The sequence below is a fragment of the Mesorhizobium opportunistum WSM2075 genome, from assembly GCF_000176035.2.
Classification (GTDB): Bacteria; Pseudomonadota; Alphaproteobacteria; order Rhizobiales; family Rhizobiaceae; genus Mesorhizobium; species Mesorhizobium opportunistum.
Genome location: NC_015675.1, coordinates 4,845,435 through 4,863,511 on the forward strand (window position 1 = coordinate 4,845,435; position 18,077 = coordinate 4,863,511).

The window sequence follows — 18,077 nt, forward strand, 5'->3', positions numbered from 1 at the left end:
AAGTGGGTAGCCGTAGGGGAAGCCGACGATAGAGGAAGAGGGCTAAGCAATGGAATTTGACGACATCATTTCTGGCAAAGAGGCGTTCCTGCGCGAGGCAATTCTGCTTGAAACGCAAGAGGGCCTGAGACTGGATTTCAAAGCGCCTGCTGTCGCCAAGCAAGGCGCGGCATTTACCCCGCAAGGCCAACTTACCAAGGATGGAAGAAGCAGTTTAGCCAAAGCCCTCTCGGCCTTTAGCAACTCCGCTGGCGGTGTTCTGGTCATTGGAGTCGAATGCCGCAAGAATACCGACGGGGTCGATTGTGCCTGTGACCTTGAACCGCTGCCCAATTGGAAGACCGCACTCAGTGCGGTGAGTTCGGCCGTGGGTGATCTTTTGCAGCCAAAAAATGACGGCATCCGCGTCGAAGCATTTGCGTCCGAGGAGAATCAGAGCCTCGGCTATGTAATTGTAGATGTGCCTCGTTCCGAGCGCCGACCGCATCGCAGCGAAGCCACCGATCTAAAACAGTATTTTAAGCGCTCTGGCTCCGGAAGCTATGCGATGGAGCACTATGACATCGAAGACGCCTTTAGGCGCGTCGCGGTTCCTTCATTGGAGCTGCGCCTAAATTTCACTCGGAGGATGGTGGCCGGCAGCGAATGGACTTTTGAGGTAAGCGTATTTCTCGAAAATACGTCGCGAGTTACCGCGTTTTTCCCATCGCTCACAGTATGGAACAGTCAGGGTTCAAAGTACGATTGGTACGGTCAAGTTCTTGACACGGCCCTGTTACGCGATGGAGGCCGAACCACGGCGCATGGAAACTCAGAGTTCGTCATTCATCCTGGCACTGCCAGGCAAATCGCAACATGGAGATTTGTCGCTAAAATCGACGACAAACAGGAGGCCGTGACCGTAGGGGGCGCGGAGCCACATATGGCGCGGCTCGAATTCGATTACCTCTTGACCGCTCGTGATGTCGTGGCACGTGAACAGCACATGGAATTTCCGCTCTTTCCGCTTCGATGGCCCCGTTGAGGTTCTAAAGAGCCCGCCACCGTGAGGCAGCGGACCAATCCTGCAAACTTGCAGCTTTTCAACCAGCGGCTTTGCGGTCGTCAATGACCTTGTGATGGCAGGCCGATGCGGTTTCGGTGAGACGTTCCGCCAGATCGCGGGCTATCCACAGAAGCTTCTGGCCATTAACGTCCCCAGATGCACCCTAAGTTGCATCCGAAACAAAACTCCGAAATACCTTTACGAATTGGCCGATACTGTTAACTATATCAACCAATTGGACCTCGCGCCGCATTTCCACGAGAATCCACAGAGGTACACAATATCGGCTCAAAGCAGCTCAAATCCACGTCACGATGAGAGGTGCTGGGTGGTTTGTAAGCAGTCCGCTTTTTGATGAAAAAGGCAGAGAGACTTACAAGATATATTCGAATCCGCCCCAGAGCAGTATTTACGTTATCAACGCCGGGAGACCCGAGAGTGGTCACGAAATACATTGAGAAACACCACAACATTACACTGAAGGTGGGTGCCAAAAGATAGCTCCTTCGGCATCGTCCACCGGCGCCAGCAAAAAGATCTTCCGGATAACCGCGGTTAGCTCTCATCGATGGGATCGCCGCCGAGGCTATTGCCAATCCAGGCTTCCATGGGAAAGCGCAGCTGTCCCCGAGACGATTTAGGTTTAACAGATGCCTTTAGGGAAGCTCGGCTTGCGCTCTGCTGCTATCCACGCGAACATCCGAATCAGGAGATCCTGGGAGGGCTTGTTATGGCTGAAGCCGGAACTTTAATCGAGAGCATGTCGTCTCGGGCGGCACGAGATCTGGCGGCGGCGGGCCGCTGACAGTCGGGGACGTAAGGAACGCGATCGCCGAGTTGCCCGATGACGCTGAAGTGATTTTCGGCACATGCGACCATGGTCAGCCGCTCACCTTCAATCGCTTCAAAACGAGGGGCGAGAACTTGATCTCGATCGAGTTCGGTTAGAGACAGGGTCTGCCCCCAATGGTGTTCCGCGAGATCATCGGCGATAAAGTAATGCACGATTGCGACCTATGCGGTCGACCTGTGCAGATGGGACAAGGCCTCTACGAGGGAACGCACCTGCACGAGCTCGACGGCACTTTTTGCCGTGGCTGCTTCTCCGAAAGCGCATTTAGCCCAGCGCAGCGGGCCGAGGGCGTGTCCAGGATCAGGGCTTCCCTGGTGGTCAGGAAAAAGGAATAGCGACATGCAAAGCCTTCTGGGTCTCACCCACAAGAGCGCCAAAGATCTTGTGCCAGGGGAACTGTTTCGGTTCGCGCTCAACTCTGGCTCCAGCAGCTCACTGGCGTCGATGCTCGGCGCCGGCGGTGATGGGGACCCACTGTATGGCATTCTCGCCAGCCCTGAATTCAAGACTCCCCTGACTTGGTACGAAGGCTCGTCTACAGATCGTTGTATCTCCTATGGCACGAAATGGCTCCTCGAAGAGCGGCCTGGCCCCGAAACCGCGCCGGGGAACGCGTTTCAACAGGACGCGCAAATGCGATTGTTCATCGACAACGGCGGGACAATCATCAGGTTTGCTCCGCCTCAAGGCTTCGTGCACCAGTCGATCAATTTCGATCTTACGAACGGAAAGAGCGGAATGCAGCTTTCGGCGCGAGCAGCACCCGTCGCCAATTGGGCATCTGGGCCGGCCTTGACCAGTACAAGAGCGCGAGGACTGAAGCGCTCTTCGAGTACCCGCCGAAGGCCGCTTAGGTCAGCGTCACCTTCGGGTCGACATAGAGCGTTGCCGATGCCTTGCCGGCCTCCGATTAATCGCGACACGCTTTAGGATCCAGCCTTCTTGCTGCGGCGTGAACGAAACGTTCAGCTTGAACGATGCCGTCGAGCCACCCCGGGTTTCCGAACTTGAGGTCTGCGCGGCGGCTGTGGTCAATGGCGATGCCTTGGTGTCGCTGACGAATGAGCCCTGCGGTAACGAAGCATCGCCCAGATATTCGACCTCCAGCCAGAGTTCATCGTCGTGCTAGGTCGCATTGGCGGTTGTGACGATCTTCGAATTCGTGCAGGGATTTCTCGGTACGGTGTCACGTTGTGTGGCTAGCGCCTGGTCCCCGAAAAACGACGCTGGCGCGCGGAAAACTCTCCAGAGCGGGCAGAGGGCCCGATGATGTAGTGTCGTCAAGCCTTGATCGGGTTCAGCTTCAAATGCTGAACCAAAATAATCGTCTTGGCATCGATAATGCGGCCATCGGCAATGCCGGCCAGCGCCTCGTCCAGCGGCATTTCCAGGACTTCGATGTCCTCGCCTTCTTCGGCCGTGCCGCCGCCGGCCGAGATGCGGTCGGCGGGTGAATAGCGGGCGATGAAGAACCAGAGCCGCTCGGTGACGCTGCCGGGGCTCATATATGGCGAAAACAGCCGCTCGATATCCTTCAGCCGGTAACCGAGCTCTTCCTCGGCCTCCTTGCGGATGGCGGTCTCGGGATCGTTTTCGTCGAGCAGGCCGGCGCAGGCCTCGATCAGCGGTTCGCGATGGCCGGTGACATAGGCCGGATAGCGGAACTGGCGCACCAGGAGCACGGTCGAACGCTGAGGATCATAGGGCAGAATCACCGCGCCGTCGCCGCGATCATAGGTCTGGCGGACCTGCGTTTCCCACTGGCCGTCACGCCGGCGATAGTCGAGCACGGTCTTCTTCAGGACCGCCCAGTCGTCGGAAAGAACCTCTTCCGAGCGGATGCGAACGCGATCTTCCATGGGATACCTCGGTGCTTGCTTGGCGGACGCAGGCGTAGCCGCGAACCGGCTCCGGCGCGATCGGACCAGCGATTGGTCCAGTGCGCTTCACTCTCTCGTGTGTGGTATGGAAGAGGTCCGCTCCCTAAATAGCGCATTCCCCCTCCCCGGAGTTTCCTCATGACGACATCGCTTTTCCAGCCGATCACGCTCGACGGGCTGACCTTCCCCAACCGCATCGCCGTGGCGCCGATGTGCCAGTATTCCGCCGAGGACGGATCGGCCAGCGACTGGCACCTCTACCACTGGATGAACCTTGCCATGTCCGGCGCCGGCATGGTCACGGTGGAGATGACCGATGTCGAGCGGCGCGGGCGCATCACCCATGGCTGCCTTGGCCTCTATTCCGAAGACAATGAAGCCGCCGCGCGGCGGACGCTGGACGCCGCCAGGCGAGTGGCCGCACCCGGCACGAAATTCGGCACGCAGCTTGCCCATGCCGGCCGCAAGGCCTCGAACCGCAAGCCCTGGGAGGGCGGCGGCCCGCTGCAGCCAAACGAGGATCCTTGGCAGACCGTCTCGGCCTCGGCCATCGCCTACGACAGCGGCTGGAACGTGCCGCACGCCCTGGAGGACGAGGAGATCCTGCAACTCATCGAGCGGTTCGCCGAGGCCGCGAGGCGGGCCGAACGCGCCGGCTTCGACTTCATCGAACTGCATGCCGCGCATGGCTACCTGATCTTCCAGTTCCTGTCGCCGCTGTCCAACCAGCGCACGGACCGCTGGGGCGGCTCGCTGGAAAACCGGATGCGTCTTGTCGTCGAAATCGCCAGGGCGGTGAGGCGAGCGGTGCCGAAGCTGATGCTCGGCACACGGCTGTCGGTGAAGGACTGGGTCGATGGCGGCTTCGACGTCGAGGACGCGATCGAGGTGGCGAAAGCCCTGAAGGCCGAGGGTGTCGCTTATCTCTGCTGCTCCAGCGGCGGCAATTCGCCATTGCAGAAATTGCCCAGCGGCCCCGGCTACCAGGTGCACCTGGCGGAAGCTGTGCGCAAGGGCGCCGGTATCCCGACCCGCGCGGTCGGCCTGATCGACGATCCGAAGCAGGCCGAGACAATTGTCGCCGAGGGCCGCGCCGACATGGTGGCGCTGGCGCGTGCCTTCCTCGCCGACCCGCGCTGGGGATGGCGTGCGGCCGCCACGTTCAGCGAAAAGATCCATCCGGCGCCGCAGCTCGCCCGCTCGGTGACGACGATGGAGCACTGGATGAAGGCGGCGGGCTGATCGGCCCGTTTTCCTGAAACCGGCGCGCCCCTGCCTGCGGTCCCGGAAAGTTCGCCTGCTTCAATTCCGGCCGTGAACTGCTACGTTGGGTGAGGCTGCGGCGGGCGCGGCCGGGCTTGGGAGGACATCATGTCAATGAGGGCATTCTTGCCGGCGGCAGCGTTCGTGGCTGCTGCCGGGTTTTGGCTTGGCGCGTCAACGGCGAGCGTCGCGCAATATTGCGAAGGTACGGTGCACGGCCTTTCCGGCCGCTACAATCTGGCGACCGGCAGCGGTTTTCTCGCCGTGCGGACACGGCCAAACTCGTCGTCGCGGATGATCGGGCAGCTGTTCAATGGCGATCACACCGAGATCTTCGACCGGCGCGGCAACTGGTACCAGGTCGAAATCGGCGGCACGACCGGCTGGGCGAACGCGCGCTGGCTGCGCAACGATTGCGGCTACTGAGCTGGCCGCGCATGTCGCCCAAAACTGGATCCGGTTTTGGGACACGTGATTTTGGGACAGGCATCAGACAAAGACTGAAGCGCGTCGCAAGCGACTTTTGGGCGCAGGCTGAAGGCCATTTTTGCAACCAAATTGGCTGCTTTGCGTTGCGGCCATGATGGACAACAAACCTTTTGAAACGCCCGTCGTGGTCGAGCTTGGCCATGTCGGCAAATATCGGCAAATACGCAGCGCCCAGGAGGCGGCGGAATGCCTGATGACGGTGTGGCCGCTCAATCGCGGCCCGCGCCATCGTGATGCCCTCGACACTTGCCTCAAAGTGCTGGAAGGTTATCGTTCGACAGCGGATGCGCGTCGAGCACTGATCGAGGCCGCAAGGGAATCGGAAGTGCTGGTGCCAGACGACAGACTGTCCGACGACCGGCTGCATTGAGCAGGCGGACCTTTCAACCGGAGGTTTTCATGGCGAAGCTGACTTACAAGATCGTCGAACATGACGGCGGCTGGGCCTACAAGGTCGGCGCCACTTTCTCGGAGACGTTTCCCACGCACCAGGACGCGCTGCGCGCAGCCGAAATCGCTTCAGCCGAGCAACAGGTGGCGGGCTCCACTGACGGCATCCAGTATGAGGATGCCGAAGGCAAGTGGCATGAGGAACTGGCTGATGGCCGCGATCGGCCGCAGACCGAGGTCTCCGACTGATTTCGCAGCCCAAAGCCTGATCATGGGGCCTGAGCGCGCCGGCCGCGGACGTCAGGAGAGAAAGACGTCCCGCGGCCAGCACGGGGCCCCGGCTGGCTATTTGCCGCAGTACTGATCGTTGACGTTGCCCTGGGCATTGGCATCTGGACCAGGGGTATTGAAGGCGCAGGGTCCAGTGTTGCCGTAGGTGTTCAGCCCGGAACCGTCCGCATTGATGCTTCCGGTCGTGGTCCGGTCAACGCTCGAGGAATCCTCGTTGCCCCAGAGCCAGTTGTGATGAAGCCAATCTTGATGGTTGGAATAGGTGCCGTCCGACGACTGCGCCATCGCCGATGTGGCGAGACCGATCGTCAGAACGGATGCTGCGAGAAGTTTCTTGTACATTGGATCACTCCGTTTCGTCTTTGTCGCTTTGCGTGCGACACTTGGCAAACCGGTCATCGGCCGAATGGTTCCTTGAATTCCTTGTGAAGCGGCGGTGAAGTCGCATCACAAAATGCGTGAGCGGCCATGCGCTGGATGAAGGCCGCGACCCGTTCCGGTTCGACGAACTGCGGCATGTGGCCGACGCCGTCGACGGGTTCGAAGCCGAGCCCTTTGATCTTGCCTTGCATCGGCTCGCCATGGATGCCGATGTCGATGACCTGGTCGGAGGTGCCGAAAAGGATGCCGGCGGGCATGGCGATCTCACCATAGCGTTGCTCGATACGGCCAAGATCGCGTTCGATGGCCACGACATCGGCGGATGTTGCCTGGAAATGGGCTGGCCGCAGCCCGAGCCAGCCGCCGCCGTCGACCATGTAGTCTGCTGGAAAAGCCTGCGGTGCGAAGATGAATTCCATGGTCGGCCGCGCATACCGCAGGCTCGTCGGTATCGCGACCGTGTAGGCCATGATCCAGCGCCGGAGTGGTGACGGAATATTGAGCAAGCCGGACTTCTCGCGCATGCCGGCTTGCATATGGGTCAACGGCGCCAGCAAGGCTATGCCCGAAATCGCCTCGGGATGTTCCACGGCCAGGGTCAGCGTGATGGCGCCGCCCAGCGAATGGCCCACCACCAGCGGCTTCTCCAATCTCAGCGTTTCGATGAAACGCCGCACGAGCTCGGCCTGTTCGGGCAACCGGCCCGTCGCGCCGCGCGCCCGAACCGAATAGCCCGATCCCGGACGATCGAGCGCGATCAGCCGGTAGCCCGGGCCGAAATGTGCGAACAGCGTGTGGCGGAAGTGGTGGAGTTGAGCTCCAAGCCCGTGCAGGAAGACGATCGGCTGTCCATCGCCGACATCGACATAGTGAATGCGGTTGCCGTCGACCTCGATGAATTTTCCGACCGGCGGCACCAGCCTTTCGGCCTTGGCCGCGATCCACAATGTCGCCAGCACAAGGCAGCCGATGGCGAGGACCGCCAGCAGGAGCAGAACGGCCAGCAGCCACGACAGTATCGACAGGAGCATCGTTCACCCGGATCAGACGAGGTCAGCTTAGTTGCATCCGGTCGCGCCGCAACCTCGCATCGAAGCGAACCGGACATTGCCGGATACTACCGCTCGGCCGGCATTGCCGACAGCCGCGCGTCGCGCTATTTCAGGCGACCCGTCCTGCCGGAGCCTTCCATGCCTGAAATCGTGACCGCCGCCATGCTTGTCATCGGCGATGAGATTCTGTCCGGCCGCACCAAGGACAAGAACATCGGCCACCTCGCCGACATCATGACGGCTATCGGCATCGACCTGAAGGAAGTGCGCATCGTTCCCGACGAGGAAGACGAGATCGTCGCGGCGGTGAATGCCGTGCGCGCACGCTACACCTATGTGTTCACCACCGGCGGCATCGGCCCGACCCATGACGACATCACCGCCGATTCGATTGCCAAGGCGTTCGGCGTGCCCTGCGAATACGATGCCAAGGCCTATGCGCTGCTGGAAGCGAGCTATGCCGAGCGCGGCATCGAATACACCGAGGCACGCAAGCGCATGTCAAGAATGCCGCGCGGCGCCGACCATATCGACAACCCGGTGTCCGTGGCACCCGGCTTCCGCATCGGCAACGTCCATGTCATGGCCGGCGTGCCCTCGATCTTCCAGGCCATGCTCGACAATGTCGTGCCGACGCTGAGAGCCGGTACGAAGATGCTGTCGGCGACCGTGCACTGTCCGTTTGGCGAAGGCCTTGTCGGCGGACCGCTGGGCGATATCCAAAAAGCGCATCCGGACACCATCATCGGCTCCTATCCGAAATATGGCGACGGCAAGTTCTGGACCGAACTGGTCGTGCGCGCCCGCAGCCAGGACGCGCTTGACGCCGCGCGGGCTGATGTCGAGGCGATGGTCGCGGGTTTCGCCGCCAAGGCGGGCTGATCCGCTCTATCCCCTTGTTTTGACGCAATTCCCATTTGACGCAATTCCCCAGGGAATTGGCTCCAGCCGGAACCAAGCAAGGCACCGCGGCGTTTCCCTGCACGCGAGATCGAACGCTCGCCGGATTGGGGGATCACCATGCGCTTCAAGACCATCGTTGCCATTCTGCAGAACGAGCAAGACGCCGAGCGCGTGCTTGATTGCGCCATTCCGCTCTCCAGCCGTTTCCAGAGCCATCTGGTCGGCATCCATGCCGAGGCGCTTCCGGTGCCCTACACATCGGCGACCGGCTTTCCGGATACCGAGTTCCTACAGGTGTCGGCCGACATGAACCGGGAGCGCGCCGACAAGCTGCAGGCCATCTTCCTCAGGCGCATCGAGGATTCCGGTCTCTCTTTCGAATGGCGCAGCCTGGAGAGCTTCTCCGGCGACAGCGCGCTGACCGGCATTTCGACGGTGCGCGCCGCCGACCTTATTGTTGCCGCCCAGCGCGACACCGGCGGCGATCCGGGCGCGGATGTCGACACGCTGGTCTATGATGCCGGCCGGCCTGTGCTTGTGGTGCCGCACGCAGGGCCGCTGGTCACCACGTTCAAGCACGTGCTGCTTGCCTGGAACGGCAGCAAGGAGGCCGCGCGCGCCGCCTTCGACGCCCTGCCCTTCATCATCGAGGCCGAGAAAACCGACATACTGGTCATCGATCCGCCCGAAACGCTCGACGAAAGCCCGGAAGCCGCCGGTGCCGAGATCGCGTCGGCGCTGTCACGCCACGGTGCCACGGTCAGCGTCTCGGTGCAGAAATCGGGCGGCACCTCGGTCGACGACATGATCCAGAACAGGATCGCCGAGACCGGCGCCGATCTTCTGGTTCTCGGCGCCTACAGCCACTCGTGGCTGCGCCAGCTCCTGTTTGGCGGCGTGACGCGCACGGTGCTGCGCACAACGCAGGTGGCGGCCTTCCTGTCGCGATAAGTCCACAGCGATCACTGCCGACCGCCCTTGCCAAGCCCAAGGTTTTCCAGTTAATTCCGCGCGCATTCCCCTGTTTTCTCGCACGCGGTCCTCGCGTGCTGCGGAGTGCGCGAGACATGTCCCTTCCCGAAAAAGCTTTCCCGGTCTCCTGGGACCAGTTCCACCGCGACGCCCGCGCGCTTGCCTGGCGGCTTGCCGGTACCAACAAGGGTCAATGGAAGGCTATCGTCTGCATCACGCGGGGCGGACTGGTGCCCGCGGCGATCATCTCGCGCGAACTCGGCATCCGCGTCATCGAGACGGTCTGCGTGGCCTCCTATCACGACTACACCAGCCAGGGGCAGTTGCAGGTGCTCAAGGAGGTCACGCCTGCGCTGCTGGCCGACGATGGCGTCGGTGTGCTGATCATCGACGACCTGACCGACACCGGCAAGACCGCCGGCATCGTGCGGGCAATGATGCCGAAGGCCCACTTCGCCACCGTCTACGCCAAGCCCAAGGGCCGGCCGCTGGTCGATACTTTCGTCACCGAGGTCAGCCAGGACACCTGGATCTATTTCCCCTGGGATATGGGCTTCACCTATCAGAAGCCGATCGCCGACGATCACGCCGGCTGATTCGCAGAACAACCCTCGTTCTACTCGGTACGAGTTCGGCGGGTGCCTTTTGCTGCCAAATAGGCAGCTGAAGGTACAATATTTTGTGAAATCGGCGCGTTATGGTGCATTTTTACCGGCCTATATGAAGTTTTTTACTTTTATAGATTACGATTCGCCGTAAGATTCGTGAGACGGCAAACGATTCTGGAGGCTGGGGCTAGCTTCTCCGATGTTGACGAGGCCAACGACGCACAACCATCTGGCCGAAAGGGTCCGACGACTCTTCGGCACAGCGCCGTGTCGTCTGCAGGTTGCCGCCCTGCCCTGGCGCGATACCGGGAACGGTGTCGAGATCATGCTGATCACCAGCCGCGACACCGGCCGCTGGGTGCTGCCGAAGGGCTGGCCGGAGGCCAGGGAGCCGCTCTGCGAGGCGGCGGCGCGCGAGGCCGGCGAGGAAGCCGGATTGCGCGGAACCGTCTCCCACCTTGAAGCCGGCCGCTACTTCTATGCCAAGGTGCTGGCTTCTGGTGAAGAAGTGCCTTGCGAGGTGCTGGTGTTTCCGCTGCACGTCGAAAAGATTGCCGACCGCTGGAAGGAAAAGCGCGCCCGTACCCGCAAATGGGTCAGTTCCAGCGAAGCGGTGCGCATGGTCAACGAACCGGACCTTTGCCAGATCATCGCCTATTTCTGCGCCGACCCGCACAGGTTCTCCTAACCACCCCTTGCGCGTGCATCATGGCCGATTCACAACCCTGTGATGCGCGGCATGAATGGTTTGCTAATTTTTCTCCGCTACAAATTGATCAATCTGGCGTTGGATCGATGACGAATCCCGTAGACAACCTTCAGCAAGATCCCGGCGAGCCGGAGCGCAAGCATCGTCCGCGCGTGCTCAAGGGTGGAACTGTCATCACCGGCATTCAAAACTCGGAAGTCGTCGTTACCTTGCGCAATCAGCACGCGGGCGGCGCCGAATTGAAAGTACCGCTCGAGTCCCGGGTTCCGGATCGTTTCCTTCTCTATGTGCCGCTCGACGGCGTCGCCTATCGCTGCGAGGTTCGCTGGCGCCGCAATGACCGGGTTGGCGTGAAATTCATCGGCATCGAGCCAAAGCCGAAGATGCACTACGGCTGATTTTCCGGGGGCTGCTTTCCGGGGGCCGGACCGCCGACTTTCGCTGCCGGCTGAAGCGTTTTCGCCGGCCGTCGCGCCGACCATCGGCGGCGCGTATCCCGCCGCCGGGAAAATAGTGGTCGCGGCGGGTCAATCTGTCCCCGTTATCCACATATGTGACACACAAGATGTTGGGGTCACAAAAGCTACGCAAACGAATCCTTGACGGCGCAAAACGAGTCGCCTTTTATAGGCCATGTGCTCCTGTTGAGAGTGCGACCGGAAAGTTCTGAGCCCGGTCTTTTTCCCGGATTATGTGAGTTTTGCCCGCATTTCCGCCTGTTTACGAGGCCGGCGGAAGCGTTGGGATTGTGGGTGGCGGGGCGACGAAAGGGAGAATTGTCGGACTGGAATAAATTGTCTGTTAACACTATATTTAGTGTTTGCAGGTAGGTTCGACGCTAGATAGTGTGAATTTCCCTCGAGTGAGGGAATCGAAAAAATCAGATTTGAGGGACCCGCGAGGGTCCGCCGGTCCGCTAGACATACGCTTCGCAAGGAGCCTGACCTGCAAGGACCGACGGAGACCGCGAAATGGAGAGCCGGCCGTTTTCGAACGCCGGCAGACGGCGGACATGCGTGTTTCGCATTGGGGGCAGAAATCCCCTGACGAAAGCGCTATATATAGACAAAAGGGACAGGACCAATGCGCATCGAGCGTCGTTTCACCAAGCCGGGACAATCTGCTTACGCGGAGATCGAATTCCGCAAGGCGCTTTCCGAGATCAAGAATCCGGATGGCTCGGTGGTGTTCCGTCTCGACAACATCGATGTGCCGGCGCAGTTCTCCCAGGTTGCCGCCGACATCCTGGCGCAGAAGTATTTCCGCAAGGCCGGTGTCCCCGCGCGACTGAAGAAGGTCGAAGAGAACGACGTCCCCTCCTTCCTGTGGCGCTCCGTTGCCGACGAGGCCGAGCTTGCCAAACTGCCGGAAGCCGAGCGCTACGGTTCCGAGATCGACGCCCGCCAGGTCTTCGACCGGCTGGCCGGCACCTGGACCTATTGGGGCTACAAGGGCGGCTACTTCAAGTCGGAGGACGATGCGCTCGCCTTCCGTGACGAGCTTGCCTACATGCTGGCCACGCAGCGCGTGGCGCCAAATTCGCCGCAATGGTTCAACACCGGCCTGCACTGGGCCTACGGCATCGACGGTCCGAGCCAGGGCCACTTCTATGTCGACCCCTTCACCGGCAAGCTGACCAAGTCGAAGTCCTCCTACGAGCATCCGCAGCCGCATGCCTGCTTCATCCAGGGCGTGCAGGACGATCTCGTCAACGAGGGCGGCATCATGGATCTGTGGGTGCGTGAAGCGCGCCTGTTCAAATACGGGTCCGGCACCGGCTCGAACTTCTCGTTTCTGCGCGGCGAAGGCGAAAAGCTGTCTGGCGGCGGCCGTTCCTCCGGCCTGATGAGCTTCCTCAAGATCGGCGACCGCGCGGCGGGCGCCATCAAGTCGGGCGGCACGACGCGGCGCGCGGCGAAAATGGTCATTGTCGACGCCGACCACCCTGATATCGAGGAATTCATCGACTGGAAGGTCAATGAAGAGCAGAAGGTCGCCTCGCTGGTGACCGGCTCCAAGATCGTCAAGAAGCATCTCGAAGCGATCATGAAGGCCTGCGTCAACTGCGAAGGCCATGACGACGACTGCTTCGATCCTGCCATCAACACCGCGCTGAAGCGAGAGATCAAGGCAGCCAAGAAGTCGGCCGTGCCGGAGAACTACATTTACCGCGTCATCCAGTTCGCCAAGCAGGGCTACACCTCGATGTCGTTCAAGACCTACGACACCGACTGGGATTCGGACGCCTACCTGACGGTCTCGGGCCAGAACTCCAACAATTCGGTGTCGCTGAAGGACGATTTCCTGCGCGCTGTCGAGCAGGATGGCGACTGGCACCTGACCGCCCGCAAGGACGGCAAGGTCTTGAAGACGCTGAAGGCCAGGGACCTCTGGGAAAAGATAGGCTACGCCGCCTGGGCTTCGGCCGATCCGGGCCTGCATTTCAACACGACGATGAACGACTGGCACACCTGCGCGTCGGCCGGTGCGATCCGGGCCTCCAACCCGTGCTCGGAATACATGTTCCTGGACGACACGGCCTGCAACCTCGCCTCGATCAACCTTTTGCCCTACCGCAACGCCGACGGCACGATCGATATCGCCGCCTATGAGCATACGGTCCGGCTGTGGACCATCGTGCTCGAAATCTCGGTGATGATGGCGCAGTTCCCGTCGAAGGAGATCGCCAAGCTCTCCTACGAATACCGTACGCTCGGCCTCGGCTACGCCAATATCGGCGGCCTGCTGATGACCTCGGGCATTCCCTATGATTCCGACGAGGGCCGCGCGATCTGCGCCGCACTCACCGCGATCATGACCGGTACCGCCTATGCCACTTCGGCCGAAATGGCCTCCGAGCTCGGCGCCTTCGCGGACTATGACCGCAACGCCCAGAACATGCTGCGCGTCATGCGCAACCATCGCCGCGCCGCCTATGGCGACAAGGACGGCTATGAGAAGCTGGCCGTCAATCCGGTGCCTCTGGTCGCCTCCGACCTCAAGCAGCAAGCGCTGGCCGATCATGCGAAAGCCGCCTGGGACCGCGCCATCGAGCTTGGCGAGGAGCATGGCTACCGCAACGCACAGGCAACCGTCATCGCGCCGACCGGCACGATCGGCTTGGTCATGGATTGCGACACCACCGGCATCGAACCCGATTTCGCCCTGGTGAAGTTCAAGAAGCTCGCCGGCGGCGGCTACTTCAAGATCATCAACCGCGCCGTGCCGGAGGCGCTGCGCACGCTCGGCTATTCCGAAGCCCAACTCGCCGAGATCGAGGCCTATGCGGTCGGCCATGGCAACCTCAACCAGGCGCCCGGCATCAATCCCGGCTCGCTCAAGGCAAAGGGTTTCACCGATGACAAGATCGCGGCGCTCAATGCCGCGCTGAAGTCGGCCTTCGACATCAAGTTCGTCTTCAACCAGTGGACGCTCGGCGCCGACTGGGTAAAGGAGACGTTTGGCTTCACCGACGAGCAGCTCAACGACTTCTCGTTCGAGATGCTGCCGGCGCTCGGCTTCTCCAGGAAGGACATCGAGGCCGCCAATATCCATGTCTGCGGCGCCATGACGCTGGAAGGCGCGCCCTTCCTCAAGGCCGAGCACCTGCCGGTGTTCGACTGCGCCAGCCCGTGCGGCAAGATCGGCAAGCGTTCGCTTTCGATCAACAGCCACATCCAGATGATGGCGGCGGCACAGCCCTTCATCTCGGGCGCGATCTCCAAGACCATCAACATGCCGAACGACGCGACGGTGGAAGACGCCAAGGGCGCCTACATGCTGTCGTGGAAGCTGGCGCTGAAGGCCAACGCGCTCTACCGCGACGGCTCGAAGCTGTCGCAGCCGCTGAACTCCTCGCTGCTCGCCGATGTCGAGGACGACGAGGATGAGGCCCTCGAGCAGTTGATCCAGGCACCCGCCGCCGCCCGCGCTGCCCAGATCACCGAGCGGATCGTCGAGCGCATCATCGAGCGTGTGTCGCGCGAGCAGGAAAAGCTGCCCGGCCGCCGCAAGGGCTACACACAGAAGGCCAAGATCGGTGGCAACACCATCTTCCTGCGCACCGGCGAATATGATGACGGCCGCCTCGGCGAGATCTTCATCGACATGAACAAGGAGGGTGCCACGCTGCGTGGCCTTCTCAACAACTTCGCCATCGCCATCTCGCTCGGCCTGCAGTACGGCGTGCCGCTCGACGAATATGTGCACGCCTTCACCTTCACCAAGTTCGAGCCGGCTGGCATGGTGCAGGGCAATGATGCGATCAAGAGCGCGACGTCGATCCTCGATTACGTGTTCCGCGAGCTTGCGATTTCCTATCTCGGCCGCAACGACCTCGCCCATGTCGACCAGTCGGACTTCTCCAACACCGCACTTGGCCGCAACATCAGCGAAGGCAAGACCGACGCCGTTTCCAAGGGCCTGACCCGCGGTTCGCCGGTGAAGCTGGTTTCCAGGGCAAGCGGCAACGATCCGAAGGGCTTTGCCGGTGGTTCCACCGGCACCCCTGCCCGTTCGGCGCCGACAGCCTTTTCCGGCTCCAACGTGCTGGCGCTGAAGCCGGCCAGCGACGAGGCGATCGCCTACAAGCGCGATTATGAGGATCGCGCCAAGGAGTTGGCCGAAGACATGGCGTTCGAGGAGGCAGCCGACGCGGCGTCCAACGCTTCCACGGATGCCACCGCGGCCCTGTTCACCGACGCCGCAGCGAACGAAGCGGCCGAGGCGAAGAAACTCGCCGCCGACCGCCGTGCCAAGTCCCTGCTCCAAGGCTACACCGGCAATTCCTGCTCCGAGTGCCAGAACTTCACCATGGTGCGCAACGGGACCTGCGAGAAGTGCGATACGTGCGGCGCCACGAGCGGGTGCAGCTGAGACAGTTTGAGACATTAAAACCCTGATGCGTCACTGAATCTCGCTCAACGTCATGATAGATGGCTCGTTCGACACTAGAAGTTGGCTCACCCGGCATTAATGTTGATCATCCAGGCACTTCGGCGCCTGGATGCCGTGCCGTGGCGATAACCTTCGAAGAATTCACCGCTCAACTGAACGGCTCCATCTTTTGGAAGGAGTTCACGTTCTCCCAAAACCAGTTTTCGCCGCGGCCAGGTCAGGAGTTGGAGCTCGCCGACAGCTTCGTATGGCTCGGTGAGACTGCGTTCGTCATCCAGATGAAGGAGCGCGCGAAGCCGACGGACGATCCCGGAGTCGAAGGACGCTGGTTTAAGGATGCGGTCCGCCGAAAGGCAGTTAGTCAGGTCAAGGACTCCGTCCGTTTCCTCAAAGAGCACGAAACAATTTCGATCGCCAACGGACGCGGTCAGCGCTACGACGTTCGCGGCAGCGATCTCCGACACATTGAAAAGGTTGTTCTCTACGCCGCTGGCCCGTCGTTGCCAGATGAATGCCGGCGCATCCAGTACCACGACAGCGAGACTGCTGGCTTCATCCACATCTTCGAGCGAAGCGACTATAGCCTGGTAGTCAAGATGCTTGCCGTCCCCGACGAAGTTCGGCGATATCTTCAGTATCGCGAGAAGGCGCTGGTGGAGCTCCGCGCCATCAAGACGGCAGTCGTCGAGAGCGACATCCTTGCTGCCTACATGTCCGATGAAAACATTCCTACCCCGTCGTCCCACAAGCACCTGGATCGTCTTGTCGATGACGCTGACCACGTAGACCTGTCGGTGATCATGAACCGTCTCGCCGACCACATTCAGAACCCGGACCACTCTGGCGATTACGCCCGCATACTCCTAGAGTTTGCGAAGTTGCCGAGGTCTGCCTGGAGGGCGGCGAGGGAGAGACTGGATTTGTCGATCGGGGCGGCCAAAAACGAGCATTTCGAAAAGCCCTACAGATTCTATTTTCCTGAAACTGATTGCAGCTTCATGTTCGCACCGTTCCCTCCTGGCAAACCCACGACCGGACAGGAAGGTGAGCAAGCCCGAACAATTGGCCTCCAAAACCTCACGGCGGCCGCGAAGTATCTGAGCAAGGCCAGGCGGGGCATCGGGGTGGTCGTCTCGAAGGATGGCGAGTTCCTGCACCTGGACTGGTGCCTGATCGATGAACCATGGATGCACGATCCCGAGTTCGATGCTCATTTGGCTTCGAACAGCCCGTTCCGCGACATCAGGGAAAAGCGGATGAATGGGTACTACTTCGTCAACGGATAGACGAAAACTGTCAGACATATAGCAGTGTTGTCACCCGGAGCCTCCTGGCTGCAAGCTGATCTCCCTGCTCGCGGATGACACCCTTTCGTACAGAAGCTGGCCACGGGCGGAGTTCCAGAAGGCGGTCCGATCATCCCGGCATCGTTCGTCCATGCGGCACAGGCACACCGAGCTGCTTCAACTCCCCGGCCGTCGGCTGAGCCATTATAGTCGCGCTCGTTCAAGTAGCACATCGCATGATGTCGGTTGCCGGGCGATTATACGGGTTCAGAGCAGACTGTCTTCTGGCATTAGGATCTCGGTAGCGGACGACCATTGAGCATTGTCATCGCTAAAATGGATCTGGCGGAAGCCGAAATCGCAGCGCTGTGCCCAGGCGGCCAGTCCGATTGTCTTGTCGGCCAGCCTTTCCCAGACGCATTTGTCGATCGGCACTCGCGGCGGCGCCGGCTCGTCCGCCACGGCTGATAGTGTTGCGGACGCAGACAGGGCGCAGGCCCAGGCGATCGATCTTATGGCGCTACTCATCGCTGCAACCTGTCAGAGCAAAGGCATCCCAGGCCGAGCCATCCGGATTGGCGTTGGCGAAATCGGCCCATTCGGTGAAAGCCACGCCGAAATCGGGCAGAAGCAGCCCTTTCGGCGCCGCTGTCGCTTCGCGCGCGTTCAACTGCTCGGCGCCGCCGCCGGTCAAGGCATAGACCTGGCCGTCCCATAGCCTGCACAGCCCACTGCCGTCCTGCAGGCCCGCCTCGCGGTCGTCATCGGTGCAAGCATGGCGGATGGTGCCGAGCGGAAACGAATTCTTGCCATTGGTCCAGGTGATGTCGGCCGGCAGGCTCGTGCCGGTGTTGGGTACGGTCAGCGAAAACACCTGCGCCGTCAGTGCCGCCGGTTCGTTGTCGATCGGCCGGAATTGCATGACCGCGCCCGAGCGCGGCTCGCGATAGGTGGCATGGCTCAGCAGGCATTCCTTGGCGGTCGCTGCCTGCACCGGGCCGAGCAGGCCGAGCAAAACGAAGGCCAATTTGCGAGTGATCATCAAATGTCTCTGGGAAA

General features: G+C 61.1%; 18 protein-coding genes. 12 read left to right on the forward strand and 6 right to left on the reverse strand.

The window, feature by feature from the left end; translation table 11 throughout:
• The first annotated feature begins 49 nt into the window (after positions 1–49).
• Entirely contained in the window at positions 50–1,024 is a 975-nt protein-coding gene (locus MESOP_RS23385; protein WP_013895796.1) for an AlbA family DNA-binding domain-containing protein, read from the forward strand.
• Between the two features lie 726 nt (positions 1,025–1,750).
• Here MESOP_RS23385 and MESOP_RS35230 read toward each other — a convergent pair.
• Positions 1,751–2,050 (reverse strand): hypothetical protein, encoded by a 300-nt coding sequence (locus MESOP_RS35230; protein ID WP_150111226.1) that lies wholly within the window; start codon positions 2,048–2,050, stop codon positions 1,751–1,753.
• A gap of 1,128 nt (positions 2,051–3,178) precedes the next feature.
• A complete protein-coding gene (locus MESOP_RS23395) occupies positions 3,179–3,757 on the reverse strand; it encodes an NUDIX domain-containing protein (RefSeq protein ID WP_013895798.1) in 579 nt (192 codons plus the stop codon).
• A gap of 159 nt (positions 3,758–3,916) precedes the next feature.
• Here MESOP_RS23395 and MESOP_RS23400 point away from each other — a divergent pair, with 159 nt between their 5' ends.
• The 4 genes from MESOP_RS23400 to MESOP_RS23415 all read left to right on the forward strand — a co-directional run bounded on the left by MESOP_RS23400 (position 3,917) and on the right by MESOP_RS23415 (position 6,169).
• Positions 3,917–5,020, forward strand: a complete 1,104-nt coding sequence (locus MESOP_RS23400; protein ID WP_013895799.1) for an NADH:flavin oxidoreductase/NADH oxidase — start codon at positions 3,917–3,919, stop codon at positions 5,018–5,020.
• A gap of 129 nt (positions 5,021–5,149) precedes the next feature.
• Positions 5,150–5,467, forward strand: coding sequence for an SH3 domain-containing protein (locus MESOP_RS23405; RefSeq protein WP_013895800.1), 318 nt, complete (start codon positions 5,150–5,152; stop codon positions 5,465–5,467).
• A gap of 154 nt (positions 5,468–5,621) precedes the next feature.
• Entirely contained in the window at positions 5,622–5,900 is a 279-nt protein-coding gene (locus tag MESOP_RS23410; RefSeq protein WP_013895801.1) for a DUF982 domain-containing protein, read from the forward strand.
• 29 nt (positions 5,901–5,929) lie between these two features.
• On the forward strand, positions 5,930–6,169 hold the full coding sequence (locus MESOP_RS23415; RefSeq protein WP_013895802.1) for a DUF2188 domain-containing protein: 240 nt from the start codon (positions 5,930–5,932) through the stop codon (positions 6,167–6,169).
• Between the two features lie 96 nt (positions 6,170–6,265).
• Here the strand turns inward: MESOP_RS23415 and MESOP_RS23420 are convergent, their stop codons facing one another.
• Together MESOP_RS23420 and MESOP_RS23425 are read right to left on the reverse strand one after the other, a co-directional pair.
• Complete coding sequence (locus MESOP_RS23420) at positions 6,266–6,553, reverse strand: hypothetical protein (RefSeq protein WP_013895803.1); 288 nt, start codon at positions 6,551–6,553, stop codon at positions 6,266–6,268.
• A gap of 53 nt (positions 6,554–6,606) precedes the next feature.
• Positions 6,607–7,623 (reverse strand): alpha/beta fold hydrolase, encoded by a 1,017-nt coding sequence (locus MESOP_RS23425; protein WP_013895804.1) that lies wholly within the window; start codon positions 7,621–7,623, stop codon positions 6,607–6,609.
• A gap of 159 nt (positions 7,624–7,782) precedes the next feature.
• Here MESOP_RS23425 and MESOP_RS23430 point away from each other — a divergent pair, with 159 nt between their 5' ends.
• From MESOP_RS23430 to MESOP_RS35795, 7 genes are all read left to right on the forward strand, one after another.
• Positions 7,783–8,526: a competence/damage-inducible protein A gene (locus MESOP_RS23430; RefSeq protein ID WP_013895805.1), complete on the forward strand. Its 744-nt coding sequence runs from the start codon at positions 7,783–7,785 to the stop codon at positions 8,524–8,526.
• 138 nt (positions 8,527–8,664) lie between these two features.
• The gene (locus MESOP_RS23435; RefSeq protein ID WP_013895806.1) at positions 8,665–9,498 is read left to right on the forward strand and encodes a universal stress protein; all 834 of its coding nucleotides are present in this window, start codon (positions 8,665–8,667) and stop codon (positions 9,496–9,498) included.
• A 116-nt stretch (positions 9,499–9,614) separates the two neighbouring features.
• Positions 9,615–10,115: a xanthine phosphoribosyltransferase gene (gene gpt / locus MESOP_RS23440; protein ID WP_013895807.1), complete on the forward strand. Its 501-nt coding sequence runs from the start codon at positions 9,615–9,617 to the stop codon at positions 10,113–10,115.
• A gap of 211 nt (positions 10,116–10,326) precedes the next feature.
• Entirely contained in the window at positions 10,327–10,815 is a 489-nt protein-coding gene (locus tag MESOP_RS23445; protein ID WP_013895808.1) for an NUDIX hydrolase, read from the forward strand.
• A gap of 107 nt (positions 10,816–10,922) precedes the next feature.
• Entirely contained in the window at positions 10,923–11,234 is a 312-nt protein-coding gene (locus MESOP_RS23450) for a PilZ domain-containing protein (RefSeq protein WP_013895809.1), read from the forward strand.
• A 685-nt stretch (positions 11,235–11,919) separates the two neighbouring features.
• A complete protein-coding gene (locus MESOP_RS23455) occupies positions 11,920–15,711 on the forward strand; it encodes a vitamin B12-dependent ribonucleotide reductase (RefSeq protein WP_013895810.1) in 3,792 nt (1,263 codons plus the stop codon).
• A 140-nt stretch (positions 15,712–15,851) separates the two neighbouring features.
• Entirely contained in the window at positions 15,852–17,018 is a 1,167-nt protein-coding gene (locus MESOP_RS35795) for a hypothetical protein (RefSeq protein ID WP_013895811.1), read from the forward strand.
• Positions 17,019–17,285: 267 nt separating this feature from the next.
• Here MESOP_RS35795 and MESOP_RS36265 read toward each other — a convergent pair whose 3' ends face one another.
• Both MESOP_RS36265 and MESOP_RS23470 read right to left on the reverse strand, forming a co-directional pair.
• Positions 17,286–17,453 (reverse strand): hypothetical protein, encoded by a 168-nt coding sequence (locus MESOP_RS36265; RefSeq protein ID WP_245264954.1) that lies wholly within the window; start codon positions 17,451–17,453, stop codon positions 17,286–17,288.
• An 85-nt stretch (positions 17,454–17,538) separates the two neighbouring features.
• On the reverse strand, positions 17,539–18,060 hold the full coding sequence (locus MESOP_RS23470) for a hypothetical protein (RefSeq protein WP_013895813.1): 522 nt from the start codon (positions 18,058–18,060) through the stop codon (positions 17,539–17,541).
• Positions 18,061–18,077 lie beyond the last annotated feature (17 nt).

Bases quoted from the DNA above. Each gene is read 5' to 3' on its own strand.
- MESOP_RS23435 (WP_013895806.1), top strand. From the start codon at position 8,665: ATGCGCTTCAAGACCATCGTTGCCATTCTGCAGAACGAGCAAGACGCC.
- MESOP_RS23410 (WP_013895801.1), top strand. From the start codon at position 5,622: ATGATGGACAACAAACCTTTTGAAACGCCCGTCGTGGTCGAGCTTGGC.
- MESOP_RS23425 (WP_013895804.1), bottom strand. From the start codon at position 7,623: ATGCTCCTGTCGATACTGTCGTGGCTGCTGGCCGTTCTGCTCCTGCTG.
- gpt (WP_013895807.1), top strand. From the start codon at position 9,615: ATGTCCCTTCCCGAAAAAGCTTTCCCGGTCTCCTGGGACCAGTTCCAC.
- MESOP_RS23415 (WP_013895802.1), top strand. From the start codon at position 5,930: ATGGCGAAGCTGACTTACAAGATCGTCGAACATGACGGCGGCTGGGCC.
- MESOP_RS23445 (WP_013895808.1), top strand. From the start codon at position 10,327: ATGTTGACGAGGCCAACGACGCACAACCATCTGGCCGAAAGGGTCCGA.
- MESOP_RS23430 (WP_013895805.1), top strand. From the start codon at position 7,783: ATGCCTGAAATCGTGACCGCCGCCATGCTTGTCATCGGCGATGAGATT.
- MESOP_RS23405 (WP_013895800.1), top strand. From the start codon at position 5,150: ATGTCAATGAGGGCATTCTTGCCGGCGGCAGCGTTCGTGGCTGCTGCC.
- MESOP_RS23385 (WP_013895796.1), top strand. From the start codon at position 50: ATGGAATTTGACGACATCATTTCTGGCAAAGAGGCGTTCCTGCGCGAG.
- MESOP_RS23470 (WP_013895813.1), bottom strand. From the start codon at position 18,060: ATGATCACTCGCAAATTGGCCTTCGTTTTGCTCGGCCTGCTCGGCCCG.
- MESOP_RS23450 (WP_013895809.1), top strand. From the start codon at position 10,923: ATGACGAATCCCGTAGACAACCTTCAGCAAGATCCCGGCGAGCCGGAG.
- MESOP_RS23400 (WP_013895799.1), top strand. From the start codon at position 3,917: ATGACGACATCGCTTTTCCAGCCGATCACGCTCGACGGGCTGACCTTC.
- MESOP_RS23420 (WP_013895803.1), bottom strand. From the start codon at position 6,553: ATGTACAAGAAACTTCTCGCAGCATCCGTTCTGACGATCGGTCTCGCC.
- MESOP_RS23455 (WP_013895810.1), top strand. From the start codon at position 11,920: ATGCGCATCGAGCGTCGTTTCACCAAGCCGGGACAATCTGCTTACGCG.
- MESOP_RS23395 (WP_013895798.1), bottom strand. From the start codon at position 3,757: ATGGAAGATCGCGTTCGCATCCGCTCGGAAGAGGTTCTTTCCGACGAC.